Source organism: Kineosporia rhizophila, assembly GCF_021277265.1.
Taxonomy (GTDB): Bacteria; Actinomycetota; Actinomycetes; order Actinomycetales; family Kineosporiaceae; genus Kineosporia; species Kineosporia rhizophila.
Genome location: NZ_JAJSOH010000054.1, coordinates 1 through 26473, shown reverse-complemented (window position 1 = coordinate 26473; position 26473 = coordinate 1). Strand labels below are relative to the sequence as shown.

Below are 26473 nucleotides of genomic sequence, written 5' to 3'. Positions count from 1 at the left end.
GATCCGCTGAACAACCCAGCCTTTGCGCAGGAGGCGGGGACAGCCCCGGGGTCGTCCCCTCCTAGCGATCTTGCACGATTAGTCACAGATGAACCGCTCGCCTACGGCGCGTGGGCTACGGCGGGCCGGGGACTGGTGACCTTCCTACGGAAGTCGTCTTCGCCCCAGGTCGAGGAGGAATTGGTCGGCGCCGGAGGTACACCAAAGGCTACAGGTGGCCTGCTGCTGGAAGCCGCCCCAGGAGGGGAAGGGAACGGAAGGCTTCGCCGTAGGCAGTCTCGATACGGGCGCCGTGCAGACGTCCGAGCGCCTCGGCCATAGGTCCGAAGTGCTCGGCGATGGGCTGTGACGTGTGTGCCTGTAGCGCGGCGATCTTTGTGGGCCAGTGGCTGGTGGCGTCCACGATGGCGGGCAGGTCGATGGCTTTTCCGTTCATGTCCAGGTTGTTGTATCCGTCGCAGTGGTAGAGCCGGCGAGGGTGGCCGGTGGCGATGACCACGTCGGGAAGTGCTCGTTGCACGAGGTGGGCGCAGTCTCTGTGCCCGGGGTGGATGTCGTTCAGTGGATGGGTGACCAGCACGTCTGGCCGGGCTTCGGTGAGCGCCTGGGCCAGGCTGGTGACGGTGAGCGTGGGCACCAGGACGACATCGGCACCGAGGATCTCGGCGCCGGTCCTGCCTTCGCTCAGGCGCGGTTCGCCGGCGTCGTGGGCCAGGACGATGATGGCTCGCCCACCGTCGTGGGCGTGCTGGGCGATCGTTGCGCCCATCCACAGTTCTGCGTCGTCGGGGTGTGCCATAACTGCCATAAGCACACTGGTGTCTTGCGCTACCGGGCCGGGGTTGATGGTGCTGCCTCTCAGGTGGGTGTGAGGTGCTGGCATCACCAAGCGTCGATCCGTTCCAGGACGGCTGCCGGGGTGGGTAGCAGGGCGCTGGAAGTGCCAGTGAGGTTGAGGGGGACCTCGATATCGGTGCGGACGCGGATCATGTCGCGCCATGTGAGGGCTTCGGCGAACTGGGTGGTGACGGCCCGGGCGCGCGGGCTGGTCAGCCGGCCGGAGTCGGGAAGCTTGTCCAGGGTCATGCCGTCGGCCAGGAGCGCCGCGGCGGTCTTGCCTCCGATGCCCTTGACTCCGGGAATGTTGTCGGCCGGGTCGCCGGTGAGCGCGCGGAAGTCGGGCCATTGCACGGGGTCTACCCCGTGGTGGGTGTGGACGGCTGCGGGGTCTATCCATCGACGGGCGGGTCGGCTGGCTGGGTGCAGAACAAGGACCTGAGGGGTGACGAGCTGGTAGAAGTCGTGGTCGGCCGACATGATCACGACGGGCCGGTCAGGTAGCTCGCGTGTGGTGGTGTTGCCCCGGGTGGCGTTGTGGGTGAGAGAGGCGATGACGTCGTCGGCCTCGTGGTTCTCGAGCTCCACCCACGGCAAACCGCAGGCGGTCAGGCCACGTTGGACGTCGGCCAGGAACAGGATGGGTGAAAGCGCCTGCTCGTCGGTGGGGCGCTGGGCCTTGTAGCCGGCGTCGGCTTCTTGCCGGTCACGACTGCCGAACTGGCCGTCGAAAACCACGACGACCTCCGGGGCTGTGACGCCGAGGTTGGTGAAATTGTCCCGGACAGCGATGCGCAGGAGCGCGAAGAATGCGAACAGGCCGGTCAGATTGCGGGTTTTGTCGCGGGAGCGGATCTCGGCCGGGAACCCGAACGTGCCTCGCCACAGCAGTTGGTGCCCGTCGACCAGCAGGAGCGGCACCCCGCCGCCGGGCTTGGACAGGACTGCAGGCGCTGTGAGGGCTGGAGCGCTCGGGGCAGCAAGGTTCTGACCGGGAGCGTCGGGCTTGGGCGCGGGCTCGGAAGGGCTTGAGGGCAGGACTTTTCCGCCCATCAGCTCACCACCTTCAGGAGTTGGCGTGCGACTAGGGCGGGCCCATAGTCCCGTGATCGGTAGTATCCGGCCCGTGATGCTGCGCGGTAGCGTACCGGCTCCTGCAGCAGCTCTTGTGCCGCGCGCCACAGCCCGATGGGCCCCTGGTCGCGGGGGACGCTGACACCGGCGTCCCCAATCAGTGACGGCAGGTTGCCGACGTCGTAGGCCACGACCGGGGTTCCGCCGGACATGGCTTCCAGTGCCACCATGCCGAATGTCTCGGCCAGTGAGGGCACCACCACCACGCTCGCCCCGGCCAGCCATGCGCCTGTCTGGTGCCACGGCATCCCTGGCCTGATCGCCACGCTGGGTCCGGCCTGGTGGGCCAGACGCTCGCACCTGGCTCGCACCTCGTCCTGGGCTCCTGCCGTCACCTCGAAGGGAGCGGCAGCCAGCGCTACGTCCACCACCGGCACCCCGATGCTCGAAGGATGAGTTTCTTGGCGGTCTCGGTGCAGGAGCCAGCCAAGCTCGCCGGGGGTTTCGCTCAGGGGTTGCAAAAGATCAGCGACGCCTTTTTCCGCGCCCAGCCGGGCGAGGACCCGCACCGGGCCGGCCGTGCGCAGGTGCTCTCTGAGGTCGTCCTGGCGGTCCGGGGCTGGCGCTTGAGGTTCCGGTGCTGTGGGCTGGGTCAGGGGGTTGGGCACGACTTGCCAGTGGCTGGTGTCGTAGCCGCGGGCGCGGGCTTGGTGCAGGACGACCGCCGAGGGTGCGATGACCGTGTGGGGTTCTCGGGCCAGGCTGGCGCGTAGGTCGATGTCGTGTCCGACCACGTGGGCCGCCAGGACGTGCCGGACGCGACGATCGGCCTGCGCTGCCTGGTCTTCTCGGTCTTCTGGGTCTTCCTGCTGGTCGTGATGGGGGGTGCTGGTCCCGGTGGAAGTTGGGCTGGTGGGCATGATCAGGCCCAGGCCCCACAGGGCGTCGATGTAGACGACGGCGCTGACCTGGTGAGCGCCGATGATGGCCTGCAGTTGCTCGGTGATCGCCTCCTGCGCTTGCAGGGCCGCGTCCCGCAGCGTGGTGTCGTCGCAGGGGAAATCAACGTTGAGGCTGCTCAGGTGCTCGATGGGGATGCCGTCCCAGACGTGCGGGGCGCGGCGGTCCGCGGTGATGATGACTGCGCGTGCGCCGAGGCCGATGAGGGCGGCGGCGTGGGCGTGGGTGGCTCGTTCCATGCCGGCGGGCACGTTCGGATGCCAGGAGACCAGCACGAACGCCACGCAAGCACCCGGTTCGTCGGCGGGCGTGGGCTGAGGACTGAGCGCCGGAGCCTGGGGGTGGGTATGGCTCACGGTGCCTCCTCGTCGCTGCTGTCGTCGCGGCGGCCGGTGGTGGGTGTGAGGTCGGTGCTGGTCCGGGCAATCTGCTGGGGGTTGAGTTCTCGGGGCTGTTGCAGGTCCTGGATCGGGACCGGGGACGGGGTGGCTGGTGGTGTCTCCCAGGGGAACAGGACCCAGTCGTCCACCAGCCAGGTCCACCAGTCGGGTCCTTCGGTCGCTCCGACGTTGCGGCACAACGACACCGTGCGCGCCTGAAGCCCGGCACCGGCATGGGGCCGCAGACGGGTCAGCAGGGCGGGGAGCACGGCGGTGAAGGTGGCTCCGGTGCCGCAGATGTCGTCCACCACCAGGACGGTGCCCGGCCGCTCGTCTCGGCTCGGGAGCAGAGGTTCGCTCAGGGTGGTCTCCAGCGGGGCCAGGTCGTAGCTCACGTGGCCGGTGGCCTGCAGATGGGTCTCGTTGCTGATGTTGTGACGGGCGTTCACTTGGTGCACCGGCACGCGCAGGTGCTCGGCCAGGTCTCGGGCGGGTGTCATACCGCCGTTGGCGATGCCGACCACCGCGGCCGGGTGCAGCTCGGCGGTGGCGGCGGCGAGCAGGGTGATGGCGGTGCTGTAGGCCTCGTGGCTCATGCGCAGGATCCGCTGGTGCTGAAAAAACCGCCGGACGGCGGTCTGCTCGTGGTGCTCCTGCTGAAGAGCTGGGCTCGATGCTGGACCGGGTGCTGGACCGGGTTCACGCTCGTGAGGGCGGGGTGGGGTGGGGTCGGTGCTCACGCGTTGCCGTCCCTTCCGGTCAGCTGCAGGTCGTCGCGGCTGAGCAGGGGCAGCAGGCTGCCGATGCCCTGGGCGTCGGGGTGGTTGCGCCAGAGGTTTCCGTCCGCTCGCACGATGGAAAACCCTCCGGCCAGGTCGCGGGTGCGCAGCCTCACCCGCAGGCCGGCAGGAACGTTCAGCGCTGCGGTCGTGGCGCTGGCCTCGTCGTCGCTGAGCAGTTCGTGGCGCAGGTTCGCTCCGGCGCCCAGGGGCAGCATCTGCAGCACGGTCAGCCCTGCGGCGCCGAGCTCGCGGGCCAGGTCGGTCATCTCCTGAAGGTGTGCTCTGGTGCTGCGCATCAGGACGGTCTGGACCTGCACGCGGATGCCGAGGGCTGCGGCCTGCCGGATACCGGCCGCGGCCCGTTCGAAGGAGGTGGCGCCGCGGATGGCGTCGTGCCGGGCGGCGTCGGGACCGTCCAGGCTGACGCGGATAGCATCCACCCTCGGCGCGAGCCGGGCGGCCAGACGTTCCAGGTGCCAGGCGTTCGTGGTCACCGAGACCGCGCACTGACCTGCCTCGATCAGGAGGTCCAGCAGCTCGGGCAGATCGCGCAGGAGCAGCGGCTCACCGCCGGAGATGTCCACGCCCAGCACCCCGGCGCCACCGAGAATGCCCGCGACCCTTACCCGGTCGGCGTGTCCGGCCTCGATGACGCTGGTGTCGTCCAGACACTGCGGGCAGCTGAGGTTGCACCGCACGATCGGTGACCAGCATACGCTGGCCGGCAGGCGCCGGTCCCGCTGCGCCGGGCCCACCACCGGTGCGTCCTCCACCAGATGCTCCGGCAGGCGGATGCGCCGCACCGTGGGCTGCCCGCACCGGCCGCCGGCAGGCTCACCCGCGTGCGCAAGGGCCGTGATCTGCTCAGGCTGAAGGTGGTGGGTCAGGCCGGTGGCCGGGTCATGGATGAGGTCACCGCAGATGGCGAACGTCCGTGACGGCGCGTGCCCGGCTGCCTCAGCTGGTCCGGTGCGTGCGGCTTCGGGAGTGCCCATCATCTCAAGGGGGCCCATCGGTTCGGTGGGTTCGGGGTGGGGTGTCATCGCAGGGTCACCGCCCCGCGCAGGAACTGCTGGGCGCGCTGGGTCAGGTCGGCGCTGCGCCCGGTGGGTGGGGGCTGGTGGAACAGGTCCTGCATGCTTTGCAGGCGCTGGCTGAATCCGGCGAGCTTGTTCTTCCAGGTGTGCTCGGCGTCGGGTGGGTCCAGGTGCCAGCCGACGGCCTGGCGCAGCGGGACGATCGTGCAGCCGGCGCTGATCAGCGCCGCTCCCAGGTGGGTGTCCTCGCATCCCCAGCCGGGGCCGGTGAAGGCGTCGTCGAACCCCCCGACGTCGAAGAACGCCGCGCGGGGCATGGCGGCCAGGCAGGTGACCAGCATGCGAGGGAGATCCCAGTCGTAGTACATCCGCCCGTGCCCGAGCATCGCCAGGTCCGCGGTGTGATCGAGGGGGTATCCGTCGAATGCCTTCTCGTAGACCTGGCCGCTGTAGAACATCGGGACGCCGGCCGGGGGCGTCCAACGGACGCGGTGATCGGCCGCCAGGTTCGGGGTTCCGGCCGGTGGCGAGGCCAGCCAGCCCGCCGCACCGATGTTCGGCGTACCGGCATGGTCGGCGCGCAGGTTGTGCCGGAACCCGATGAGCACGGCATTGGGGCGGGAGCGGGCGGCGAAGTCGCCGATTACGTGGGCCGGGAGCACCATGTCGGCGTCCATCGACAGCAGCAGGTCACCGGTGGCCAGGTACGCCGCGACGTTGCGGACCGCGGCGCAGCCGATCCGGTCGGCCAGCCGCACGGCCCGGTCCACACGCGGGTGCTTCCGCAGCACCTGCGCCGTGGCGTCGTCCGAGGCGTCGTCCACCGCGATGACCTCGAAATGGTCTGCGGCTGACTGTGCCTGAAGGGCGTCCAGGACCAGCGGCAGCGTTCCTGCACTGTTGCGGGCCGGGAGCAGGACGCTGACCCGCGCAGGTGCGGCCCGACCACCGGATCGGGTACCCGAGGCCGACAATGCTGCGGGGGCCGGGAGCTCCGGGAGGGCGGTGAGGGCTGCGGTGGGGGTCGGCTGGTGCCAGCCGATACCGGTGCGGTGCTCAAACTCGGCCGTGAGCCGGCGGTGGTCGTTGCCCTGGGCGTGCACGGCAGCGGCCAGGGATCCTGGTCGGGCTTGGCTCAGCGGGCCGATCTGGGGGCCGAAGACCTGCCCTGCGGACGGGTCGGGAAGCTGATCGTGGGCTGGGTAGCTCACGGTGGGCTCGGTGTTCGACGTCTGCGGGGGCTGGGGGCGAGAGGGCTGCGTGTGTGGCATGGTCACCATCCCCACTCGCTCAGCACAGTTTCCGCTGAGGTCCAGGCGTCGTGGACGTCCCAGAGCCAGTGGATGCGCGGGCGGACCGGGGCGTTCAGCAGCTCTGTCAGCAGGCTCAGGTAGAGCGGTTCTGCGATCAGCAGGACCTCGCTGAGCGTCGGCCGGGTCAGCTCGGGCCCGGCCGATGCCCACACCGAGGGCGTGAGCTGGTGGGCACGCTCGCGGCTCAGGCGCCGGTCGTAGGGCGCAATGGGGGTGGTGGCTTTCAGCCAGCCGTGTTCGGCCGAGAGGAATCGCACCCGCGACATCAACCCCGGCCGCCGGTGCAGCAACTCGCGCACCTGCGGGACGCAAGAGCCCTCGTATCGCTCGATCGCCGGGATCAGCTCGGTCTCTGTTGCCTTGCGCTGGGTGCACGTCACCACCAGCAGCAGCGACGACAACATCAAAGAGTCCGCGCGTCCCACCGGCCGGTGGGCATCGGCGCCGGGCTCGGGCGCCGGCTGGTGCCAGAGCTGGTCGGCAAGACTGCGGATGGCCTGGAGGTCTCCCCCGACCGCAGCTTCCAGCAACGGCTGGAGCGCATGGTCGGTGGTGTCCGGGTTGAGGGCCGGACTGAAGGCTGGACCGATGGTGGCACTGGTGGTTGGAGCGGTGATCGCGTCGGGGTGCATCACGTGTTCCTTCCGGTGGCTCGGGCATGAGGGCAGGTCGAAGGCGCGGCCGTGGGCGTCAGATGGCGGGCCTGACGGGTCTGACGCCGATGCCGGGGCTGCGCAGGTTGTTGGGGGCCGCGTTGATGAAGGTGGTCTGGGCATACAGCGGTGGGCTTGCGTACGAGCCGCCGCGGATGATGGAGCCCTCCCCCATGACCGGGGTGCACGTCCATTCCCAGACGTTCCCGGCCAGGTCCAGCAGGCCCTCGGGCGTGGCTCCCTGCGGAAACCGACCAGCGGGCAAGGGCCCCGTCGGCGTCTGCTGGTCGGTCCCGCTCTGGTTCGGGCCAGCACCGGGATCGGTGCTGGTGGTGGGGTTGGTCAGGAGGGCGAGGCCTGGGTGCCAGGGTTCGTGGCCCCAGGGGAAACGGCGCCGGTGCGGGCCGGCAGCGATCCACTCCCACTCCACTGCCCTGGGAAGGCGACCTCCCACTGCCTCGGCCGCGCGTGTGGCCTGATCGTGGGTCAGCTCGGTGGCCGGCATCCCGGTGCCCGCGACGGTCAGCGGTACCTGGGCCACGAGCAGGTCGGGCACCGGGCGCGGTCGTTGCGCGTCCCCGTACAGGCAGGTGCCGCCCGGGATCAGCATCCACGTCACCGGGTCGAAGTCGTTCGGGGACGGTTCTGACGGCCCATGGTGGGTGAGATGGGTGGGAGTGCAGCCGGCCTGCAGCCGGGTGGGCTGGGGCAAAGGGGTCTCCTTCCGGGGTGGGGGGTGCCGGGGAGTTCAGCCGTCCAGCAGGAAGAGGTCTTCGGCGTTGGTCTGATGGGGTGCGCGGACCTTGCTCTTGCGGGGGTTCGGTGTCAGGCCGATGTGTGCCAGGGCTGCGGTGATGCGGTCCATGGCTTGGTGGGCCTGGTGCAAGGTTTCGGCGAAGACCAGGTAGTTGTCCGCGAACCGGATCACGGGCAGGTCGTGCAGGTGGGCATCGGCCTGGGCCATGCGCAGGTGGAACAGCACGGGCCACAGGCCGGTCCCGGAGATGAGCGGGGACGGGAACGCGGCGACGGCCCGGTGGAAGAGCTGCAGAAACGTGCCGTCGCTGACGTGCTGGGCCAGCCAGTTCGTCAGCTGCCGGGCCTCGCCTCCACCGGAGGCGTCGGCGACATCGACGTCCGCGGCCCAGCGCAGGCCTGCGCGTAGGTGCTGATCGGCCTGGCGTAGTGCGGTGATCCGGTTGCGGCCCGGCCGGTAGCACGAGACCCACTCGGCCAGCAGCTCCCGTTCCAGGATCGGTTCCACCGCCGTGCGGATGGCCCGGTGCACGACGCGGTCGCGGACCGTCGGGATCGCGGCCGGGAACACCTTGCCGGTGTACGTCGTGATGTCCACGATCCGCAGCGGCTGCGGCTGCCACCGGCCCGTCCGGATCTCCTCACCGAGCTCGCTCAAGCGAGCAGGCAGGTCTTGGCGGAAACCCGCCCACGACAAGCCGTCGATGCCGGGCGCTGACCGGGCCCGCATGCACGTCCGGGCCGCCCGCTTCAGATGTGCGGAATCAGCGACGAACGGCATCAGGGAGTGAGCAGAGCGCCCAAGACCCGTTACGCTGGCATCAGCTTGGACGGCAGGAACGCTCTCAGGACCGCGACCATCACAACCGCTACCCCACACGCGCGGTTGGCACTCCTGAGAAAGACGGCCCCGTCCAGGCCTTCCCTTTGCCCTGGCCGGGCTCGGCGGCCGGTCGCCGGTGCGAGCACCGCGCCCGGCGCCCGCACCGTGGCCTGAGGGGTTGCCGGTGTCAGCGGCCATGTTCGTTGCCCCAGATCAGGACGTGCTCACGGGTGGTCAGGTGCCAGCCGCGGGCCAGGGCGGCCTGCGCCATCCAGGGCATGCGCTGGGCGATGGCCTGCGCGTTGGTGCCCTCGGGGCTTAGCCACACCTCGCTGAGCCCGAACTGGCGCTGCAGCTGGTCGATTTCCTGAAGGTCGTCCGGGCTGGTGACGACGAATTTCCAGCGGGTGCGGCCGCTGCGCTGCAACGCGGTGATGGCCTCGGCCTTGATCCGCTTACGCTCGGGGACGGCCGAGTTGGCCAGTTTCGGGCTGGCGTTGAACCACACTCCGGCCGTGAGCAGGGCCGGGCCGGGGGCGATGGTGGCGTTCGTCTCGATCTCTACGCTCCGGCCGGTAGCCGCCGCGCGCAGGGCCAGGTCGTGAATCACGTCCTGGCGCATCATCGGCTCGCCGCCGGTCACCACGACCAGATCGACCGGTGCGATGCCCGGCGTGGTGGCGGCCGGGTCCAGCTGCACCAGGGCCCGCCACATCTGGGCTCTCGTCAGGTGCTGCACCCGCGGTGGCGCCTTCACCACCGGCCCAGGAGGGTCGTGGTCGTGCTGGTCGCTGGTGCCGGTGTGTCCCTGGGCGGGGGTTGGTCGCCAGGTGTACTCGGTGTCGCAGGCCATGCTCCCGACCGGTCGCTGCTGCGTATCACTCGGTCGGCCGGCATACCCGCAGGTGAGGTTGCAGCCCATGAACCGCGCGAAGAGCGCACGCCGCCCCAGGTTCGGGCCTTCGCCCTGGAAGGAATAGAAGAGCTCCGCCACAGGAACCGTCGCCACCTCGGCCGGCTTGCCCGCAGCCGCTTCACTAGGAAAATGGTGGTGGTCGTGGTCCCGGCTCATGCGGCTGGCCGGGACGGGTGCTGGGCCTGTGGTTCGGCCTGTTGGTGGGCCAGGTCCTCGGGCGGTGGCTGGCGTGGTGTGTACTCGGCCCAGGTCCGTGCGGTCTCGCTGATCCTGACGCGCTCGATGTAGGCGCCCTGAGGCAGGGGCAGGTTGTCGGCGGCCCAGTCGTAGATGTAGCGGGCCAGGTTCTCGCTGGTCGGAGCCGGTCCGTCGGCGCCGAGGACATCATTCAGCAGGCGGTGATCGAACGTCTCTTTCAGCCATGCCTCCAGCGGGGCCAGGTCAGCGAAGTCCAGCACGAACCCCGGGGGCTGGAGCATCTGGCTGGCCAGGACGATTTCGCTGGCGTAGCTGTGCCCGTGCAGGCGGGCGCACTTGTGCCCTTCGGGCAGGTCGGCAAGCTGGTGGGCGCTCTGAAACTCGAACGTCTTGGCGATCCGGAACATCTACTCCTCCACCGCCTCGTCGTTCTGGTAGCGGGTGGGGTCGGCGACCTTGGCCAGCTCGAAAGCTTCGCGGCGCTCCACGCAGGTCCCGCAGGTCCCGCAGTGCAGGTCCTGGCCTCGGTAGCAGGACCAGGTGTCCGCGAACGGCACGCCGAGAAGGCTGCCGAGGGTGACGATGTCGGCCTTGGTGATCGACATGAACGGGGCGATGACCTGGAAGTCGTCGGCCAGGAACCCTTCTCCGGCCACCTTCGCCATCTGCCCGTAGGCGGTGAGGAACTGCGGGCGGCAGTCCGGGTAGATCGCGTGGTCACCGCCGTGCGCACCGAACGCCACGGTGTCCGCCCCGGCGGCCGTGGCAGCGGCCGTGCCGAGGTCCAGCAGCAGCGCGTTGCGGTTGGGCACCACCGTGGCCGCCATCGTCTGGTCGGTGTAGTGCCCGTCCGGCACCGCCACCTGGGCGTCGGTCAGCGCCGACCCGTTCAGCAGCGCAGTGACCGAGGTCAGGTCGACGACATGGTGCTCCGCACCGAGGACTGCGCCCGTGCGGGCTGCGAAGGCCAGTTCCTTGCTGTGCCGCTGCCCGTAGTTCACCGAGATCAGCGTCAGCCGGGCCGAGCGCTCGGCCAGCCAGTAGGCCAGCGTGGTGCTGTCCAGACCACCCGAGACGATCGCCACCGCGTGGCCGATAGGCCGATCAGCTCCGGTATCAACACCGAGCTGCCGCTCCACCTGACGTTGCGCAGCCAGATCGGCTGCAGACGTGCCTCGCACTGTGGCCGTGGGGGCGGCCGGGGGCGATGGGGTGGGTGCCAGCTGGCCGCCGTAGCTGGGACGGGTGCCAGTGGGAGTGCTGGGAGGCATCACAGGAGGTCTCCGTTCGTCTCGGTGCTGTCGGGCAGGTTCGCAGCGGGCAGGGAGCACAAGGTCAGGAACCGGTCCAGCAACGCGTTGTCATGGCTGAGCAGGCCCCGGGTGGCGAGGGTGATGGTGCTGGTGCCGCTGACGCGCACGCCGCGGCAGGACATGCAGGCGTGGGTGGCGGTCAGGACGACGGCAACCCCGGCGCAGGCCAGGCGCTCGGTGAGGAAGGCGGCGATCTCCTGGCCGAGGTCCTCCTGCACCTGCAGTCCCCGGGCGAAGGTCTGCACCGTGCGGGCGATCTTCGACAGGCCTGGCAGGCGTTCAGCGGGTAGGTAGCCCACGTGCGCGGTCCCCTGGAACGGCAGGACGTGGTGCTCGCACAGCGAGGTGAACGGGATGGCGCGCACCACGACCAGTTCGTGCTGCCCGCGGGTGTTCGGGAACGTGGTGAACGACCAGGGCTCGACGGTCAGCATCTGGGTCAGGGCCTCGACCATCCGCTGCGGGGTACGCCGGGCGACCTCGGAGCCTTCCTTCGCTCCCAGAGCCAGAACCAACTGCTGGGCAGCTGCCAGCGCCAGCTCCTCGTCGATCGTGCGAGCCAGCGTGACGCCGTCCGGATCGGTGGGGGCATGAACCACACCAGTGGTGGGTTGCCGACCGGCCCTGCCGGTGATCGGTTCCACCTGAGGTGTACGACTAAGCACCGAGTCCTCCTATGCGTGGGGGATGCATGATGGGCGGCGTCCAGCACAGCGGCAAGACGTAAGCCCGTGCTCGAGCGCGTTCAGAAGCTGCGGGGATGACTCCCCCCGACGAACCGGCGATTCACTCCGGATACCTGCAAGAGTGACCCCGCGAGAACCACCAGACAAGAGTCAAGTTCAGTTTGCGTTCATGAAAAGCGTTCTCTCACAATTATTTTGGAGTAGACATGACACTATTGCACCACGCCGGTAGGAGATGGCGCGCTGGTGGACACTGGGTAACTTGCGACTGCGGGGAGAGGCTGTCCTCTAGCCGCCGAGTCAGGCCAGCCTTCTACCCGGCGTCTGGCCGCATCAGTTCCTACAGGCGAGAGCCGCGGACCGGCTGTGGGCGTGCAGACACCGGACACGGTGGGGTCGCACATCTGCTTTCGGTGCGGCAATTGGGGATGGCTGTGGCGAAGGGCCGGGGATTCCAGTGCAGGAGGAGGCTGGCCTTGTCGTGAGGGATGCTGGCTTGGCGTAGTTCAGAACGGAAGGCTGGGTTCCGTGGCCGGCCGGTCGCTCGATTGATCTGATCGGCGATCTTCAGTGGCAGGACAGCGCGGCGGCGAGGGCGGCCGTGGCCGGTCAGGGTGTGGTGGGCACGGGCCCAATCCCACCAGGTCAGGTTCTCGTCGTTCACGAGGTTGAAGGCCTCACCGGCCGCCAGTGGCCGTTCCGCGGCGGCGAGGACGGCGGCGACCAGGTCGCTTTCGTAGACGGGGTAAATGCGGCCGCCCTTGCCGAGAACGGGGATACGGCCGGTGCGGGCCATGTGCAGGTAGCGGTGGGTCCAGTAGTGGGAGTGAGGGCCGTAGACCATGCCGGGTCGCAGGTGGGTGTAGGCGTCGCTGCCGGTGGCCTGGAAGCGCTCGGCGATGACCTTCTCCCCCAGCATTTTCGACTCGGCGTAGGGATGCGGAACGGGTAGGTAGGGCTGGTCTTCGGTGAGGATGCGGTCGGCGAAGTCGCCGTAGGCCTCGATGCTGCTGAGGAAGATGAATCGGCTCACGTCGGCCTCAGCGGCGGCTTGGGCGAGGCGGTCGGTGGCCTCGACGTTGACGGCGAGCACCTCGGCGCGGGTGCCGGGGTTCATGAAGGCTGCGGCGTGCACCACGACGTCACACTCATCGACCAGCAGCTGGGGCAGGTGGGGGTCGGTGATGTCCCCGATGATGACCTGGAAGCCTTGCTCTTTCAGGGGTTGTGCCTGGGCGTGGGTGCGGACCAGGCATCGCACCGCTGCGGGGCCGCGGGTGCGGGCGTAGGCGCGGCGGATGCAACCGCCGAGGAAGCCGGAGGCTCCGGTGATCAGAACAGTGTCCATGCTGTTCTCCTGGGTAAGAGACGGGGGCTGGGGCTTGGGTGTAGGTCAGCTGGCTGGTGGCCGGGCGGCTGCGGCGGCTCGGCCGGTTCCTACGGCCAGGGCGGCGCTGGTGAGGGTGGAATTGCAGGTCAGGGCGGTGGGTACGACGGCGTTGCCGGCCAGGTACAGGTTGGCCAGGTCCCAGACGCGGCCGGTGGTGTCGCAGACGGAGGTTCCGTCGTCGGCGGGGCCCATGCGTGCGGTGCCGGTGTAGTGCAGCGACGAGCCGGGTGGGGCGGGTTCACCAGAGGCGATGTCGCAGCTGCTGATCGCGTGGGCGGCGAGGCGCTGCAGGTCGCGGCCCTGCTCGATCAGGGCCAGGTCTGCTGCGGTGTAGCTGAAGTGGGCCCGGATGCTGGGCATTGCGCTGGAGTCGAGGCCGGTTGGGGAGAACTCGAGGTGATTCTCGGGCCGGATCTGGGTGGGGGTGTAGACCGAGATCCGCATCATGTGCCCGTCCGGGCCGTTGGTCTCCATCAGCTGCACGTGGGTCGGCTGGTCGGGTCCGCGGGAGGGGTACCAGTAGGCGCCGATGAACGGTTCGCCCACGGGCGCCTGCGGTGGCCGGTGGCCGGTGATCTGCAGTCGGGTGGGGTCCACGGGGACGGCCGCGGACAGGCAGGCGTGCTCGTTCAGGTAGCGCCCCAGGGCCGGCCCTCCGAGCCCGGAGGCCCACAGGAGCTGGGGCGTGCGTAGCGCGTCCGCTGCCACCACCACGGCCCGTGCACCGATCTCCCGCTCTCGCTCGATGTCCCCCGGCCCCCTGGCGCCGCCGCGTGAGCCGTTGTCGGCGCTATCGGCGCTGTGGGTGCCGGTGAGGTCCCGGACGAGCACGCCTACGGCTCGGTGGTTTTCGGTCACGATCCGGGTGCACAGGGTGTTGGTCAGGAGGGTGATGGCGTGGGGGTGGGTGGGGTCGAGTTCGGGCAGGATGTCCAGGGGCGCGGTGCGCGTGATCGGCCCGGGTGGGCCGGTGATGCCGGCCATGGGCATGGTCTGCACGCTGCGGTGCGGATCGGGGCTGGGCAGGACTGCTGCCAGGGCGGTGAGGATCGGCTGTGTGAAGGGGTTGGTGGTGTATCCGTCGACCGAGACGCGCAGCTGGTGCTGGGCTGCGGCGAGGTGCTCGTTCCAGAGGGCGGGGGCGATGCTGCGGACGAGTTCGGGGCCTGCCGGCCATGGGCAGGCGGCGGTCCAGTGGATGCCTGCGCCGCCGACGTTCCAGGCCATGACGGCGCCGGGGAACTGGCGCATGTCGTGGCCGGCGAAGTGAGCTGGGACCAGGCCGCCGCGCGCGGGCGACCACGGCGGGGGCGTCGTGTCCGGGGGTGTAGCTGGTTCGGTGGACGGCTCGCCGCGGGCGATCTGGCGGGCGGCGTTCATCAGCTGGTGGTAGGTCGCATCGAGCCGGGCCGGGTCGGTGGTGATCAGGTGCTCGCCTGCGCGTCGGCTCAGCTTCGCTCCGGCCTCGATCATGGCCACGCGCGCGTGCGGGTGGCGGTCGCGGTATTGCCGGGCCACGACGGCGGCGATGGGCCCGCTGCCGATGATGACCAGGTCGTAGACGTCATCAGCCTTGCCATCGTCGTCAGCCTTGCCGTCGTTGTTCGGCGAGCGCTGGTCGTTGGGGGTGCGGTGAGGCATGGGTGAAGGACCTCCGCGCGGGGTGGGGCGTTCCAGGTCGGTCGTGCAGTGGCCCGTTGGCGAAGTGGGGTTCGACGAGGTGACTTTCATCGGCTGGGGGCGTCTGCGGGGATGGTGCTGGTGGTGGCGCGGGTGATGAGGGAGGTGGTGGAGCGGCCGTCGAGGTAGGGCACGAGGACGACCTGGCCTCCGTGGGCTTCGACGGTGGCTCGTTCGGGAAGCTCGTCCAGGGTGTAGTCGCCGCCCTTGACGAAGATGTCAGGCTGGAGCTGGGCCAGGATGTTCTGCGGGGTGTCCTCTTCGAAGACGAGGACGGCGTCGACGCAGGTCAGGGCCTGGAGTACCGCGGCCCGGTCGGGGGCGGGTACGAGGGGGCGGGGGTGGCCTTTGAGGCGGGCCACGGAGGCGTCGCTGTTGATGCAGACCACGAGGCAGTCACCCAGGGTGCGGGCGTGCTGGAGCATGGCGACGTGGCCGCGGTGCAGCAGGTCGAAGCAGCCGCCGGTGGCCACGACGGTTCCGCCTTGAGCCTGGACCAGCGCAGCCACCTGTCTGTCCGCGTCCTCGGCGGTGTCCCCGAGCGGATCGCCGGGCGCGATGGGCCGGTGTTGCGCAGGGGTGCGCTGGACGAAGCGTGATGCGGCGTGCACGGCGCGGGTGACGGCGAGCGAGGGCAGGGTTCGGACGGCGAGCTCGGTGCTGAGGTAGCCGGCGAAGCGGTCTCCGGCACCGCAGGTATCGGCGATGTAGGCATGAGCGCCGGGTGCTGGTGGTGCGGGCACGGCCAGGGGGTCGGTGGTGGCTGCGCTGATCAGGACAGCGCCGTCGGGGCCCCGGGTGAGCGCTACGTGCCGGGTCTGCCAGAGCTGGGTCAGGTGCCGGGCTCGGGCGATGTCGCTGGCCAGATCGTTGCTGGTCAGATCGTCACTGGTTGGGCCGCTGCTGTTCGGGTCAGGGTGGCTGGCGGTGAAGTGGGCGGCTTCACGGCGGTTGGGGGTGACGACGGCGGTCCCGGGGACGGGTGCTGCGCCGCGGGGGTGGGGATCCCAGACGATCGGGGTGTGCTCGACCAGGCCGGCCAGGTGGTGGCGGATGCCGGGGTGGGTGCTGAGGCCGCGGCCGTAGTCGCTGACCAGAATCGCCGATGCGCTCTCCAGCGCTGCGCGGGCGGCCTCGGGCAGGGGGCCGGCTGGGCAGGTGGGGGGCGAGGTGGGGTGGGCATGGTCGAGCATGAGCATGGTCTGGCCGCCGGAGCGGATGCGGGTCTTGACCGGGGTGGGGGCCTGGGTGCCGAGATTGATGATGCTCACGCCGGCCCGGCTCAGTGCGTTCTGGATCGTGAGGGCGTGTTCGTCGCTGCTCAGGGCGGTGATGAGGGTGACGGTGTGCCCGTCCCCGGCGGCCAGAACAGCGGCCAGCGCGGCACCTCCCGGCGAAAGCTCGCGGCCGGGGCGGGTGACCACGGGGACGGGCGCTTCGGGGGAGATCCGGTGGACGTCACCGGTGAGGGTCTCGTCCAGGAGGGAATCGCCGAGGACCACCAGGTTCTGAGACCCCGCCTGCCTCACCGGCGCACTGGAACTCGCAAAACCCGTTTCCGGAGAGGCATTTTGGTCTCGCTCTGGCGCTGGCCGCGCGGGTCTCGCATCGGTGGGGGCGACGAGCGCGCTCGTGGGGATGATGGCAGCGGTTACCTCGAGGGCGGCGTCGATGGCTTCGCACAGGAGGTGCACGGCGACCAGGTGGCATTCCTGGACGTGGGCGGTCGATCCGGTGATGCAGATCGATTCGTCGCTGGTGGCGGCGGTGGGGTTGGGGCCGGGCCCGGTCAGGGCCCAGGTGCTCAGGCCCTGGGCGCGGGCCGCGGCGATGGCGGTCAGGATGTTCGGGCTGCGGCCGGAGGTGCTCAGGGTCAGCAGGACGTCTGCGGGCCGGCCGTGGGCGCTGACCTGGCGGGCGAAGGACTGCTCGTAGCCGTAGTCGTTGCTGATTGCGGTCAGGGTGGAGGTGTCGGCGTGCAGCGCCATGACCGGCAGGGGCCTGCGCTCGTGGCGATAGCGGCCGACGAGTTCGGCGCTGAGGTGCTGGGCTTCGGCGGCTGAGCCACCGTTCCCGGCAATCAGGAGCCGCCCGCCACTGGTGAGGATCGTCGCCAGGTGCTGGCCCCAGCGGGCCAGGCGCGCGGTGTCGATGCTGGCCAACGCGTCCATGTGAGCGCTGATGTGGGCATCCGTGCGGTGCATCATCTCTTCCTCTCCCTGATCTGACCTCGGCCAGACGCCGGCTCAGGGGGCAGGCGTCGTGATGGGCTCCTCGTGGGTGGTTCCTGCAGAGCAGGGGTCAGGCGCTGATCTCCAGCGTCTTCTGGGCTGTCTCCCACAGCGCCGTGGTCGCGGGTTCCAGGGGCTGTAGGGGGATGTCGTCGTGGTGGTCGATGCGGCGGACGGGGCCGACCGCGTCTTTCTTCCACTGCCGCTGGGACGGGGGCAGGGCTGCGGCTGCGCGGATGCGGGCCGGGTTGGCCGGGGGCAGGTAGGGCACGTCCAGGAAGGCCGCGACGCGCTGGGCCTGGGTCTCGGGGTCGTCGACGAAGGTCTCGCTAGGCACGACGATGTGCCGGGGCTTGCCGTGCTGGGCCAGGGTCGCTTCGGTGCAGGCCCGCCAGAGGGCCTCGTCGTTGCTCTGGACGCTCTGGAAGTCGGCGCCGAACATGTCGGGGTTGTCGCGGGCACGGCGCAGCAGCGAGGTGACCACGCCGGCCGGATCGCGCAGGAGGTGGATGAAGGAGGCGCCGGGGACCTCGGCCTCGATCTCGGGGATCGCCAGCACGTTGATCGGGGTCTTCTCCAGCCAGCCGACCGCCCCCGTGCCCGTGCCCGTGGCGAGCAGGTCCAGGGCCTGCTCCAGGCGGAAGTCATCCGGCAGGTCGGCGCCGACCGTGGCGCGTACGTGCTCGCGCACCCGGTCCATCGCCCGGGGGCGGGCCACCTGCCGGGTCCAGCCGATCGGGCCGTTGAGGATGACGGTCGCCGGGTGGCCGAGGTACCAGTTGGTGCTCTTCATCGTGGCGAGGTTGCAGGCCGCACTGATCAGGTTCTGGCTGACCGTGGTGCGCGAGCGGGGGCACCCCAGCAGGAAAACCCGCCGTGGGCTGGTGGTGGCTGCGTTCATGGCGTCGCTCGTTTCGTTTGTGGCGCAGGCTGCCTGACGGGTGCCGCAAGGGCTAAAAGGGGGCGGGGTGTCAGCGGGGCTGGAGGCGCTCGATGAGGGCCTGGCCGGCCCAGGGGCCGGTGTAGGTGAGGGCCTGGCGCTGGGCCAGGAGCTGATCGGCGAGGTCGGCGTAGCGGCGGAAGGCGGGGCGGTCGTCGTCCTGGCCGGGGTGCTCGGGCGCGGCGTTGACGTACAGGTCGCGGTACATCACCCCGGGCGTGCCCTCGTACTTGGTCATCACCAGATCGTCGTCGTGGATGAGGAAGTCGACGTCGGGCAGGGCGATCCCCTGCGCGGTGCAGGAGTCGGCGTCGATGATGATGCGGTCTTCGTGGGGGTGGGTGACGGCCAGGTAGGTCAGCAGGTAGTTCAGCGGGCTGCCCGGGTCGGCCAGGGAGAGGGCGTCCACGACCTGCAGGCGGCTGGCGCGGACCCCGTTGCGGGCCCAGATCTGCGTGCGGTCGTTCTCCCGGACGCCGTCCGTGGTCTTGGCGTACATGGCGGCGACCGCCGCCTCGTGCTGTCCCTCGCGCCACAGCAGCCAGTCCGGGCTACGGAAGGTGGTGTGGGCGAACGTCTCCGGCGGCGAATAGTGGAACCACCGCTGCTTCAGGCGTGTTTCCCGTTCCTCCAAGAAGGCGAAACCGCTCTTACCGATGAACGTCTTCACAGGGCCTCTCCCCGTCTGCCGAGCCGGTCAGCTGGTGATCAGTTGGTTGGTCAGGGGCTGGTGCGGTGAAACGTCAGGTGGCTGGTTCGGGGTGGGCTCAGGTACGTCCAGGGCACCTCGCCGTGGCCGGGCTGGGTGATGGCCGCGCTGCGGACGTGCATCTGTTCGCCCATCTGCGGGCTGTCACCGGCGTGGATCATGGCCACGGCGATCCCGGACAGCTCCCGCACCCGCGCGTAGGGGCGAGCCTCCTGCAGGCTGGGAGCGCCCGCGCCGTAGCCGGCCAGGAACTGCTCCCCCGCGCTGGGCGGGTAGCCGTAGTGCTGGATCCCCAGCACCAGACCCGCCAGGTCCAGGGCCCACGGGCCGTAAATGATGCGCTCGAAGTCGTTCAGGGCTCGCCCGCCTCGCCCGTGCATCACGTTGGCCGGCTGGTTGTCGCCGTGCACGATCCCCACGGCGCCACAGTCGCTGGCTGCCGCTGCGGCGTCGCGGGCGTCCTGCAGCGCGGTGGTGAGAGCGTCCTCGAAGGAGCAGGCCAAAGCGCGAGCACCGTCCAGAGGGTGGCCGTGGGTGCGGGTCAGGTCGTGAATGCGGCGCAGGCGGTCCTGAAAGACGCGGCCCGGATCGTAGGCGCGCCGGTGGCGCAGGTGGGCGCCGGTGCGGTGCAGAGATGCGGTCAGTGCTCCCCACTGGGCCGGAGTGAGCGGGGTGTGGTCCATCCATTCCCAGAACCCGACCTGCCCGTCAGCGGTGGTCACGGCCTGCGGGTGGCTCGGTGCGGCCACGGCCGCTCCGAGCTCGTGCAACTGCCAGACCAGCTGGTGCATCTCGGCCGGCGGGGTCAGAGCGTCGCTGTCGCGGGTCACCCGGGCAGCCAGCACGCTGATCTGGGGCTGAGCTGCTCCCCCATCACCATCGATGCCGTCGATGCCGTCGATGTGGTTCGTTCGCACGATCACTCGGTAGATCCCCGTGCGGCCCAGGGACACCGGTTCGGCGCTGATCAGCGCCAGCCCGAGGCGAGCCGCCGCGGCGCGGATCGCCCGCGCGTCGCAGCGTGAACGCGCCGACACCGCGTCGGCGCTCGGTCCCGTAGCAGCGTGCTGGTCGTAGGTGCTGGGGGTGGTCGGGGTCATTCAGATCACCAGGCCCGGGGTCAAGATCGTGGGGTTGTTGAGCATCTGCCACGGCCTGGTCACCGCGCGTGGGTCGTTCAAAATCGGCAGTTCGGTGAGGCATTCATTGAGGTAGGCCGGGCCCCGGTCGGCGTTCATGAGGGAGAAGCCGAGGAAGAGCATTTCCAGCACCTGGCCGGAGGCCTCGATCTGCTCCAGGCTGGGGCAGGCGCCGCCGGTGGCCGAGGCGTAGGCGCGGCGGGCGTGCTCCAGCAACGCCGGTGGGCCTTGGAACCGTCGAACGGCCAGGTGCAGCCAGGCGAAATCATCGGACCGGTTGCCCCAGCCGGCGTCCTGGAAGTCGATCGCCACCGGCCCGCCGGGTGCGTTGATGCAATTCAAGGGATGAAAGTCGCGGTGCACCAGGAGCGGGTGCGGGTCCAGCGCCAGCGCTCGGCCGGCCCGTTCCTGCAGCACCTGGGCAAACCGCAACCCCAGCCCACGCTGGGCGTGGAAGGGATGGCCAGGCCGGCTCAGGGCCTCCAGGAGGGCCTGAGCTCGCAGCCCGAACAGGAGGTTGGTGGCCCGATGTTCACGCAGCAGGGCCAGGGCCCGCGGTGTGGAGCCGAGCGTGTGCAACAGACCCAGGGTCTCGGCCCAGGCCCGGACTCCCAGCGCCCGGCCGGTGCTGGGAACGAACCGGGACACCGACACACAGGCCCGGCCCAGGTCGATCGGCTCCGGGTGAAGTACCGGCACGACCGGATTGCGCGACATCGTCCCTTCACGCACCAACTCCTCGGCGACGCTGTGCAGGAGGCGGGCGCGCGCGTGCTCCCACGCAAAGGCCTCCCGGGTGGCCTGGTCAGGGTCCAGCGCCACCTTCACCGCCACCTCGTCCACCTCCCCCACCTCGTCCGGGCACTCGGATTGCGGCGAGCCAGGCCTGCTCGGGGTAGAGGTCACAGCCGTGCGGACCACCTGCCGCAAGGGCCGGTCCATCAGGGTCGGGCAGCGCTGGAGCGGGCCGAGCGGGGTCAGGCCCACCTGGGGCAGGGCCTGGGCGACGCAGCCACGGACCTGCTGGAACAAGCTGGTGAAGGCAGGGACCTGGCTTGCGGTTCTACCAGAGCTGACCAGGCTGACGGCACTGTCGATGCTGACGGCACTGGTGCTGTCGAGGCTGGTCGTGTCCTGGGCCAGGATGAGCGGGGTGGATCCGGTCAGGGTCATGAGGCGCTCGCTGCCAGAGCTGCTGGAACGGGCCCACTGGTGGTGAGGGTGTTCAGGTGGGTACAGAGCTTGTGCAGGTTGGAGTCCTCAAACAACTGGAACCCAGCACGCCGCACACCCGGTTCCGGGTGGGTCATGGCCGCGGCCAGGCTGCTCAGCCAGTGCCGCGCGTCGGCCGGCACATCATGCCGCAAGGCCAGGTAGGCGGCCTCGTCACCGAAGTACCCGTAGTGCTCCCGAGCCAGGGGCCGCATCACGCTCAGCAGTTCCTGCCCGGCGTGCAGGGCACGGGCAGGATGCTCGGGCCAGGCAGCCCGAAACCGTGCCAGGGGTACTTCCACAGTTCCGAGGTCGGGAAAGAGTGTGGTGCGGGTGGTGCCGTGGTGCAGAGCATGGTGGGCCACGAAGGAGGAAGCCACCGCCTCCAGCTCCTCATCGGTGCGCGTCGACCAGTTGAGGGTGTGCACGGCGGTGCACGGCGCCGGATTGCGCCAGCGAAAGGACCCCATCTGAAACTCGCTACCGCGAGCCCAGTTCGCGAGCATCAGGGCATCGGCGCCGCGCTCGATGGACAGGCTCGGCACACCCAGCAGCGCGGCCAGGTGGGTGTTGGTCCCGGTGCCTGAGCCCACGCTGGAACAGATCCGCGGCAAGGACAGCACAGACGCGAACCCCCGCAGGCTGCGCGCCGACGGCAGGCGAAGGTCGTCGATCCCGGCCACCCGGTCCGAGCCGGCCTCCCGAACCACCGTCTCGATCATCACGGCGTTCGTCTCATCGCCCGGCTTGAGGGCCGAGCCGACCAGAAACAGGTGCCCAGGAAACAGCAGCAGCAGCCGGTTCAGGATGCGCCCGTGCTCGTGCGCCTGCAGAGCGTTGTCCACCTCCTTCGGTGCCCAGGTGGCGCGGGTGAACGCGTTCGAGGCGGTCGGGTTGTACACAATCACCGGGGCCTGCCCCGGGAACAACCGGGACAGAGCATCCTGCGAGGCCTCGACCTCAGCCGGTCGGAAGACCGGCGCAGTGGGCAGGACTGCCCGGCCGTTGGGCTGTGGGCGCGCGGATCGGAAGTAGTTCAGCTCGTCCGTGGTGCCACGCGCTTCTACCCGGCAGCCGGCGCGCAGCTCCCAGCCAGAGTCCCAGGTCAGCAGCATTCGGTCGGCGATGCCGGTCAGGCCACCAAGATCCTCCGGCTCGAACGGGCCCGGCACAACAACCAGGTCGTAGTGAGCGTCCAAGTAGGGTCCGATGTCCCGGAAGGTCCGCGAATCCAGGTGCTGGGCGAAGCGATCGTCCCGGTACAGGGGCAGGTACGCCGGGTGGGAAGCCAGATCGATGGTGGCTGCGGGGAAGGCCGTTCGTAACCACGCCAACCACGCCGCATGACGCAGGAAATCGCCGAAGTACCAGCGATCAGTGGAGTGCAGCCACAGGATCCGCTTCATGTTCGATTCGGATGAGATTCCCATAACCGCCTGGGATACGTCTTCCTGGCCCTCCATGGCTGGACCTCCCGTCAGAAATTTGAAATTTGTTGTCTCATAACCAAAATTAGGCACCCTCAAGAAGGCACCTGAGGGACGTTTCGACAGATCGCGCCAATTCGTCCAGACCCCTTCTGGGGCAGAGGTCGTTGGGCTTCTTGATCCGGTATCGGACGATCAGGCTTGGGTCGGGGAGCACAGGGGCCTGCGGCCGGCATGGGCTGGGACGCGGGGGTTGCCGACGAGGTGAGCTAGACGCAGCAGCTGCTTGTGCTTGATGTGGCAGGGCCGGCGCCCGTCGATGGTGATGCTCAGGCAGGCCGGGCCTTCGTAGGACAGGACGATGTCGTCGATGCCGAGCGGTGACGGGGGTCTCGCCTGCCATAGCCACGCAGCCAGGACGGAGCGTTGCAGGACGGCAAGGGTTCGGTTGCCTTGCCAGACGGTCACGAGATCCATGCGCACCTGCACCTCGACCTGGGTGCCCCGGCTCATCTGGTCGGTGAGGTGTCCTTCAGCCGCCGCGGCGGCATTGGGCCACTCTCCTTCCGGGGGGAGGAGTGTCAGGGTGATCCACCCCGTCTCCGCGGTGCCCGACCCCCCGGTGCTGTGCTGGACATTGAATCGTGGGTTCGACGGTTGTCCCGGGGCCAGTGACCTGGTAGGTGACTGGCCAGGCTTCCGACACCCGGTTTCCTGCTCTTCCTGGTGGGCGGCCTTCGCTGGTAGAAGCTGCGGCGCAAGCATGCTCGGCACCGGGCGGTCGTATATGTGGCTCATCGGTACCCTCCCTGGAAGACGTGGCAGTGGGTGTTCGGAATTCGCTGGGGAGGGGTCAGGCTGCTCCCGTAACCACGTGCATCTGCGTGGGACGGGGTCGGCCTTCCGCAGCGGCCTTAGTGTCGATCGGGGTCTGGCGAATGAGGATGATGGACGTCTGGCCCCGACACAGGACGATGAAACGGGCTCGTGCTGCGGTATCGGCGCGGGTCAGAAGGGTGTCGAGAAGGGCCTGCATGTCGGGCAGAGGCACGATGTCGAGCCCTCGGGCTTCCCAGTTACTGACGGTCCTTACGGCGATGCCCAGTTTCCCGGCGAACGCCACGATGGACAGGCGAAGGGCCATGCGCAGCGAACGCGAGAGCTGGCCGTTCCACTCGCCCACGGTGACCAGGTCATGTGCCTGCACCGCACAGGACCTGGCGCTGCTCGGATCCGGAGTGCCCACGAGGGCCGGCAAAGGGGAGACCGGTTGCGGTGAAACCGGTTGCGGTTGTTCAGTCATGAGGGCAGACCTTGCTGGGATTCGAGGTTGGGGGGCGTGCTGCGCCGAGGACTGGCCGGGTACAGATGGGTGATCCTTGGCGTCCGTGCGTGAGGGAGGCGACGGTGGCGGTGGGAGGCCCTGCCCGAGCGCCTACTTGCGAGCGTGAGCCATGCTGGCGTGGGACCCACATTCGGCTGCGGCCTGCAGAGTGCGCACGAACCGCTGGTCAAAGCGGCTGGTCTTGGCGTGCTGGAAGCGCGGCCTGGCCGCTTCCCAGTAAGCCTGTCCCGCCGGCGTACCCAGCAGCTCGCGGGCATTAGCCTCGAACCGCTCCCAGGACTCCGCGCCTGAGCGCAACATCAGCTGGTGGTACATCACCCAGCCGTTGATGCCCACATGCACCCTGCTGACGCCGGGGAAAATCTCCGTGCGCAGTTCATCGTCGGCCAGCGTCTGCTGCAGCAGCCGCAACTGGAGGTCGCGAGCTGCGTAGGTGACCTGGCAGCGGACCTTGCGGGCCTCGGAAGCAGCTACCGAGACTGCTGATCCCGCCACGATGGCGGTACCAGCAGCTATGGTCCACGATCGAAAATGCACGCGCACTCCCTTTGAAGAACCTTGAATATTTTGTTGGTCAACCATTGGGTGGGGTCGCCGGGACGGGTGGAGGGTGTCGGCGGGTGACTGTCACCCGTCCCGGCGCCTGTTCCAGGGGTGCTACCTACCCCTGGCCTGTGAGGTGCATGTGCACCGTGCGAGCCGCCCGGGTTGGTCTTCGACGCTGGGCGGCTGTGCTGGCCCGCCGGGCCCGGTCGACAGGGCGGCCCGTCCGGGGCCGCGCCGCGAGCTCGGTGAGGTTCCGACGCTCGGCCTCAGTAAGAAGCTGAGGTTCACACGCGCCGGCCACAGCGACGTGAACCTCACCCTGACCGGCAACGATCTGCACCGTGTGCCACGTATGGCACCGGCTCTCCTCAGCCCTCCAGCTGGCCAGGTGTTGCGCGAGCGAGTCCCCGTAGATTGAGGTGATCTCACTCCCAAGCAGAGTGACACGCACCATTTGTCGGCGAGGCTTGAACCGCAGCGTCATGTCAGCGCTGTCGCCGCGGTGGATGGTGATTCCGACCCCCGTGAACATGCTTGGGGCTCCTCCTGCAGACGGCGCGTCAGGCCAGGACGCTCTGACGGGCGTGCACCCGGCCGTCCTGGGGAGTGAGGTAGTCACGGTCGAACTCACCGCTCACCACGCCGTCCAGAAAGGCATCCCACTCCGGGAGCGTGAACGACAGGACGGGCCCCATCGGGTCCTCTCGATGCCACATCAGCGTGTTGCCGTTCTCCTGGTGCTCCACCGCCACGGCGTCCTCAAGGGTGAGGCCCTCGCCCTTCAGCGCAGCGATGGCGTTTCGCCAGTGCTCGAAGGTGAACCGCAGCCGGGGTCCGTCGGGGTCCTTGCTGTCACGCACGAGGGTGGCTCCGCCGACCTGGTGGAACACCTCCACGCAGGCCTTGCAGGTGCCGGACCTTTTAGCCTTGTACCAGCGGTCGAGGTCGACCATTGCGCTCTCCTTCATCATCCGGATGTCTCCGTAGCGCCCGGAAGGGGCGGGTGAGGTTTGGTTCCTGGCGGGGCTGGTGGCCGGCCGAGCCTGCGGTACGGGCCACCAGCCCCGATCAGTGCCCAGGCCGCGGTCGGCCGGGTGCCGGTCCGGCCTGGGTCTTTCGCAACTCGCCCCTGCTTCACGGAGGGATGTGCGCAGGGACGGCCCGCCCAGTGCGGCGGAACGGGAGTCAGGCAGCTCGAGCGCTGCAGGTGCCAGTACTCAGGGAGACCACTGAGCATCGGTGTAACCGTGAGGAACCCGCCCCCTGGCGAGGCGAGGCCGCGGCATCGGAGCCGAAGCTCCAGAGTTGGCCGTGAGGTACACGTAAATACCGGCTCGGTCCTGCGGCGCCGGCATCCACTCGGCGCCGACGATACCCACGATCTCCCGCAGCTCCCCCGGAACATCGACATCCGCCGGAACTACAGCGGGCGGGATGTAGACCACCAGCCGCACATCCAGCCGCTCAACCATCAGGGGCGGCACCCCGATCGCCTGCAGTCGCTCGGTCACACGCCGTTTGGCTTCCAAGGGGCTGAGCATCTTTACTCGCCTCCCTCAAGGCTCTACGTGCACAAGGCTTGGAAACCGGTCCCCGCCGCGAATCCCGAACTCGCGGCGGGGACCGGAGGTGCGCTCAGTGCCCCGCAGCGGCCCCGCCGGTGAAATGGAGCGGTAGCCAGGCACTGAGCTGTTTTAGGAGGTGCGCTGCTCCCCAACCAGAGCTCTTATTCGCTCTAAGGGCGGCAGCAGCGCGGCGGCCCTGTCGGCGGCCGGCCGCACGCTGTAACAGGGCCAGGTCAGTCCACAGAGCGTGCAGAAACCGGCCTCACTGCGGTGCTGAGCGTTGGTGCTTGGCGCGTTCATGGGCATCCCCTGCCGTGATCGCGGTGCATCGACTTCCTGCGTCCTCGGGTTCACCTTGATCGCGTTCCGTAAGTAGATCCGTCCGATCGGTGATGCGGTCCAGACTGCCTTGGGACGACCCAAAATGCAACGGTCCACGGGAGACATCTCTGTTGGAATGTCCCTGGGGGTTTCCACCCATGTGCCGTTTCTCAAGAAATGGTGTTTCATGTGGACCGTTGCGGAGGATCAACTGGGACAACGGGGGAGGTGAGTGCATGA

25 protein-coding genes are annotated in these 26473 nt (G+C 69.2%); all 25 read right to left on the bottom strand.

Annotated features, from left to right (window positions below; genetic code table 11):
• Positions 1 to 208: 208 nt before the first annotated feature.
• The 25 genes from LWF15_RS35165 to LWF15_RS35045 all read right to left on the bottom strand — a co-directional run bounded on the left by LWF15_RS35165 (position 209) and on the right by LWF15_RS35045 (position 25300).
• Complete coding sequence (locus tag LWF15_RS35165; protein ID WP_232815336.1) at positions 209 to 799, bottom strand: PIG-L deacetylase family protein; 591 nt, start codon at positions 797 to 799, stop codon at positions 209 to 211.
• An 83-nt stretch (positions 800 to 882) separates the two neighbouring features.
• The gene (locus tag LWF15_RS35160; protein WP_232815335.1) at positions 883 to 1890 is read right to left on the bottom strand and encodes a 5'-3' exonuclease; all 1008 of its coding nucleotides are present in this window, start codon (positions 1888 to 1890) and stop codon (positions 883 to 885) included.
• The gene (locus tag LWF15_RS35155) at positions 1890 to 3155 is read right to left on the bottom strand and encodes a glycosyltransferase family 4 protein (protein ID WP_232815334.1); all 1266 of its coding nucleotides are present in this window, start codon (positions 3153 to 3155) and stop codon (positions 1890 to 1892) included. The genes LWF15_RS35160 and LWF15_RS35155 overlap by 1 nt, the downstream gene beginning before the upstream one ends.
• Positions 3156 to 3223: 68 nt before the next feature.
• On the bottom strand, positions 3224 to 3847 hold the full coding sequence (locus tag LWF15_RS35150) for a phosphoribosyltransferase (RefSeq protein ID WP_232815333.1): 624 nt from the start codon (positions 3845 to 3847) through the stop codon (positions 3224 to 3226).
• A 140-nt stretch (positions 3848 to 3987) separates the two neighbouring features.
• Positions 3988 to 5028 carry a radical SAM protein gene (locus LWF15_RS35145; protein WP_232815332.1) on the bottom strand — a complete coding sequence of 347 codons (1041 nt, stop codon included), beginning with the start codon at positions 5026 to 5028 and terminating at the stop codon, positions 3988 to 3990.
• 44 nt (positions 5029 to 5072) lie between these two features.
• Entirely contained in the window at positions 5073 to 6341 is a 1269-nt protein-coding gene (locus LWF15_RS35140; RefSeq protein WP_232815331.1) for a glycosyltransferase family 2 protein, read from the bottom strand.
• 2 nt (positions 6342 to 6343) lie between these two features.
• Positions 6344 to 7015: a hypothetical protein gene (locus LWF15_RS35135; protein WP_232815330.1), complete on the bottom strand. Its 672-nt coding sequence runs from the start codon at positions 7013 to 7015 to the stop codon at positions 6344 to 6346.
• A 58-nt stretch (positions 7016 to 7073) separates the two neighbouring features.
• The gene (locus LWF15_RS35130) at positions 7074 to 7748 is read right to left on the bottom strand and encodes a formylglycine-generating enzyme family protein (RefSeq protein WP_232815329.1); all 675 of its coding nucleotides are present in this window, start codon (positions 7746 to 7748) and stop codon (positions 7074 to 7076) included.
• 36 nt (positions 7749 to 7784) lie between these two features.
• Entirely contained in the window at positions 7785 to 8450 is a 666-nt protein-coding gene (locus LWF15_RS35125) for a reverse transcriptase domain-containing protein (RefSeq protein WP_232815328.1), read from the bottom strand.
• Positions 8451 to 8802: 352 nt separating this feature from the next.
• Entirely contained in the window at positions 8803 to 9468 is a 666-nt protein-coding gene (locus LWF15_RS35120; protein WP_232815327.1) for a hypothetical protein, read from the bottom strand.
• A 215-nt stretch (positions 9469 to 9683) separates the two neighbouring features.
• Positions 9684 to 10136, bottom strand: coding sequence for a 6-pyruvoyl trahydropterin synthase family protein (locus tag LWF15_RS35115; protein ID WP_232815326.1), 453 nt, complete (start codon positions 10134 to 10136; stop codon positions 9684 to 9686).
• Complete coding sequence (queC, locus tag LWF15_RS35110) at positions 10137 to 10868, bottom strand: 7-cyano-7-deazaguanine synthase QueC (protein ID WP_408624667.1); 732 nt, start codon at positions 10866 to 10868, stop codon at positions 10137 to 10139.
• Between the two features lie 131 nt (positions 10869 to 10999).
• A complete protein-coding gene (folE, locus tag LWF15_RS35105) occupies positions 11000 to 11641 on the bottom strand; it encodes a GTP cyclohydrolase I (RefSeq protein WP_232815324.1) in 642 nt (213 codons plus the stop codon).
• A 427-nt stretch (positions 11642 to 12068) separates the two neighbouring features.
• Complete coding sequence (locus LWF15_RS35100; RefSeq protein ID WP_232815323.1) at positions 12069 to 13076, bottom strand: NAD-dependent epimerase/dehydratase family protein; 1008 nt, start codon at positions 13074 to 13076, stop codon at positions 12069 to 12071.
• Positions 13077 to 13121: 45 nt separating this feature from the next.
• A complete protein-coding gene (locus tag LWF15_RS35095; RefSeq protein ID WP_232815322.1) occupies positions 13122 to 14759 on the bottom strand; it encodes a GMC oxidoreductase in 1638 nt (545 codons plus the stop codon).
• An 86-nt stretch (positions 14760 to 14845) separates the two neighbouring features.
• Positions 14846 to 17002, bottom strand: coding sequence for a D-glycero-beta-D-manno-heptose 1-phosphate adenylyltransferase (gene rfaE2 / locus LWF15_RS35090; protein ID WP_232815321.1), 2157 nt, complete (start codon positions 17000 to 17002; stop codon positions 14846 to 14848).
• A 97-nt stretch (positions 17003 to 17099) separates the two neighbouring features.
• Positions 17100 to 17930 (bottom strand): sulfotransferase family protein, encoded by an 831-nt coding sequence (locus tag LWF15_RS35085; RefSeq protein ID WP_232815320.1) that lies wholly within the window; start codon positions 17928 to 17930, stop codon positions 17100 to 17102.
• A gap of 70 nt (positions 17931 to 18000) precedes the next feature.
• The gene (locus LWF15_RS35080) at positions 18001 to 18639 is read right to left on the bottom strand and encodes a hypothetical protein (RefSeq protein WP_232815319.1); all 639 of its coding nucleotides are present in this window, start codon (positions 18637 to 18639) and stop codon (positions 18001 to 18003) included.
• A 50-nt stretch (positions 18640 to 18689) separates the two neighbouring features.
• Positions 18690 to 19778 (bottom strand): phosphotransferase, encoded by a 1089-nt coding sequence (locus LWF15_RS35075; RefSeq protein WP_232815318.1) that lies wholly within the window; start codon positions 19776 to 19778, stop codon positions 18690 to 18692.
• Positions 19779 to 20990: an aminoglycoside phosphotransferase family protein gene (locus LWF15_RS37185; RefSeq protein WP_269811367.1), complete on the bottom strand. Its 1212-nt coding sequence runs from the start codon at positions 20988 to 20990 to the stop codon at positions 19779 to 19781. It lies immediately after the preceding gene.
• Positions 20987 to 22492, bottom strand: a complete 1506-nt coding sequence (locus LWF15_RS35065; RefSeq protein ID WP_232815317.1) for a glycosyltransferase family 9 protein — start codon at positions 22490 to 22492, stop codon at positions 20987 to 20989. Before LWF15_RS35065 ends, LWF15_RS37185 begins: the two co-directional genes overlap by 4 nt.
• A 159-nt stretch (positions 22493 to 22651) precedes the next feature.
• Complete coding sequence (locus LWF15_RS35060; protein ID WP_232815316.1) at positions 22652 to 22969, bottom strand: hypothetical protein; 318 nt, start codon at positions 22967 to 22969, stop codon at positions 22652 to 22654.
• 340 nt (positions 22970 to 23309) lie between these two features.
• A complete protein-coding gene (locus LWF15_RS35055; protein ID WP_232815315.1) occupies positions 23310 to 23663 on the bottom strand; it encodes a helix-turn-helix domain-containing protein in 354 nt (117 codons plus the stop codon).
• Between the two features lie 228 nt (positions 23664 to 23891).
• A complete protein-coding gene (locus LWF15_RS35050) occupies positions 23892 to 24383 on the bottom strand; it encodes a DUF6082 family protein (RefSeq protein ID WP_232815314.1) in 492 nt (163 codons plus the stop codon).
• 524 nt (positions 24384 to 24907) lie between these two features.
• Positions 24908 to 25300, bottom strand: coding sequence for a DUF397 domain-containing protein (locus tag LWF15_RS35045; protein ID WP_232815313.1), 393 nt, complete (start codon positions 25298 to 25300; stop codon positions 24908 to 24910).
• Positions 25301 to 26473: the final 1173 nt, after the last annotated feature.

Excerpts from the sequence above, each read along its gene's own strand:
- LWF15_RS35165 (WP_232815336.1), bottom strand. The coding sequence starts at position 799 with ATGGCACACCCCGACGACGCAGAACTGTGGATGGGCGCAACGATCGCC.
- LWF15_RS35160 (WP_232815335.1), bottom strand. The coding sequence starts at position 1,890 with ATGGGCGGAAAAGTCCTGCCCTCAAGCCCTTCCGAGCCCGCGCCCAAG.
- LWF15_RS35150 (WP_232815333.1), bottom strand. The coding sequence starts at position 3,847 with ATGAGCCACGAGGCCTACAGCACCGCCATCACCCTGCTCGCCGCCGCC.
- LWF15_RS35145 (WP_232815332.1), bottom strand. The coding sequence starts at position 5,028 with ATGGGCACTCCCGAAGCCGCACGCACCGGACCAGCTGAGGCAGCCGGG.
- LWF15_RS35140 (WP_232815331.1), bottom strand. The coding sequence starts at position 6,341 with ATGCCACACACGCAGCCCTCTCGCCCCCAGCCCCCGCAGACGTCGAAC.
- LWF15_RS35135 (WP_232815330.1), bottom strand. The coding sequence starts at position 7,015 with ATGCACCCCGACGCGATCACCGCTCCAACCACCAGTGCCACCATCGGT.
- LWF15_RS35120 (WP_232815327.1), bottom strand. The coding sequence starts at position 9,468 with ATGGCCTGCGACACCGAGTACACCTGGCGACCAACCCCCGCCCAGGGA.
- LWF15_RS35115 (WP_232815326.1), bottom strand. The coding sequence starts at position 10,136 with ATGTTCCGGATCGCCAAGACGTTCGAGTTTCAGAGCGCCCACCAGCTT.
- LWF15_RS35100 (WP_232815323.1), bottom strand. The coding sequence starts at position 13,076 with ATGGACACTGTTCTGATCACCGGAGCCTCCGGCTTCCTCGGCGGTTGC.
- LWF15_RS35095 (WP_232815322.1), bottom strand. The coding sequence starts at position 14,759 with ATGCCTCACCGCACCCCCAACGACCAGCGCTCGCCGAACAACGACGGC.
- rfaE2 (WP_232815321.1), bottom strand. The coding sequence starts at position 17,002 with ATGCACCGCACGGATGCCCACATCAGCGCTCACATGGACGCGTTGGCC.
- LWF15_RS35085 (WP_232815320.1), bottom strand. The coding sequence starts at position 17,930 with ATGAACGCAGCCACCACCAGCCCACGGCGGGTTTTCCTGCTGGGGTGC.
- LWF15_RS35075 (WP_232815318.1), bottom strand. The coding sequence starts at position 19,778 with ATGACCCCGACCACCCCCAGCACCTACGACCAGCACGCTGCTACGGGA.
- LWF15_RS37185 (WP_269811367.1), bottom strand. The coding sequence starts at position 20,990 with ATGACCCTGACCGGATCCACCCCGCTCATCCTGGCCCAGGACACGACC.
- LWF15_RS35065 (WP_232815317.1), bottom strand. The coding sequence starts at position 22,492 with ATGGAGGGCCAGGAAGACGTATCCCAGGCGGTTATGGGAATCTCATCC.
- LWF15_RS35060 (WP_232815316.1), bottom strand. The coding sequence starts at position 22,969 with ATGAGCCGGGGCACCCAGGTCGAGGTGCAGGTGCGCATGGATCTCGTG.
- LWF15_RS35050 (WP_232815314.1), bottom strand. The coding sequence starts at position 24,383 with ATGGTTGACCAACAAAATATTCAAGGTTCTTCAAAGGGAGTGCGCGTG.
- LWF15_RS35045 (WP_232815313.1), bottom strand. The coding sequence starts at position 25,300 with ATGGTCGACCTCGACCGCTGGTACAAGGCTAAAAGGTCCGGCACCTGC.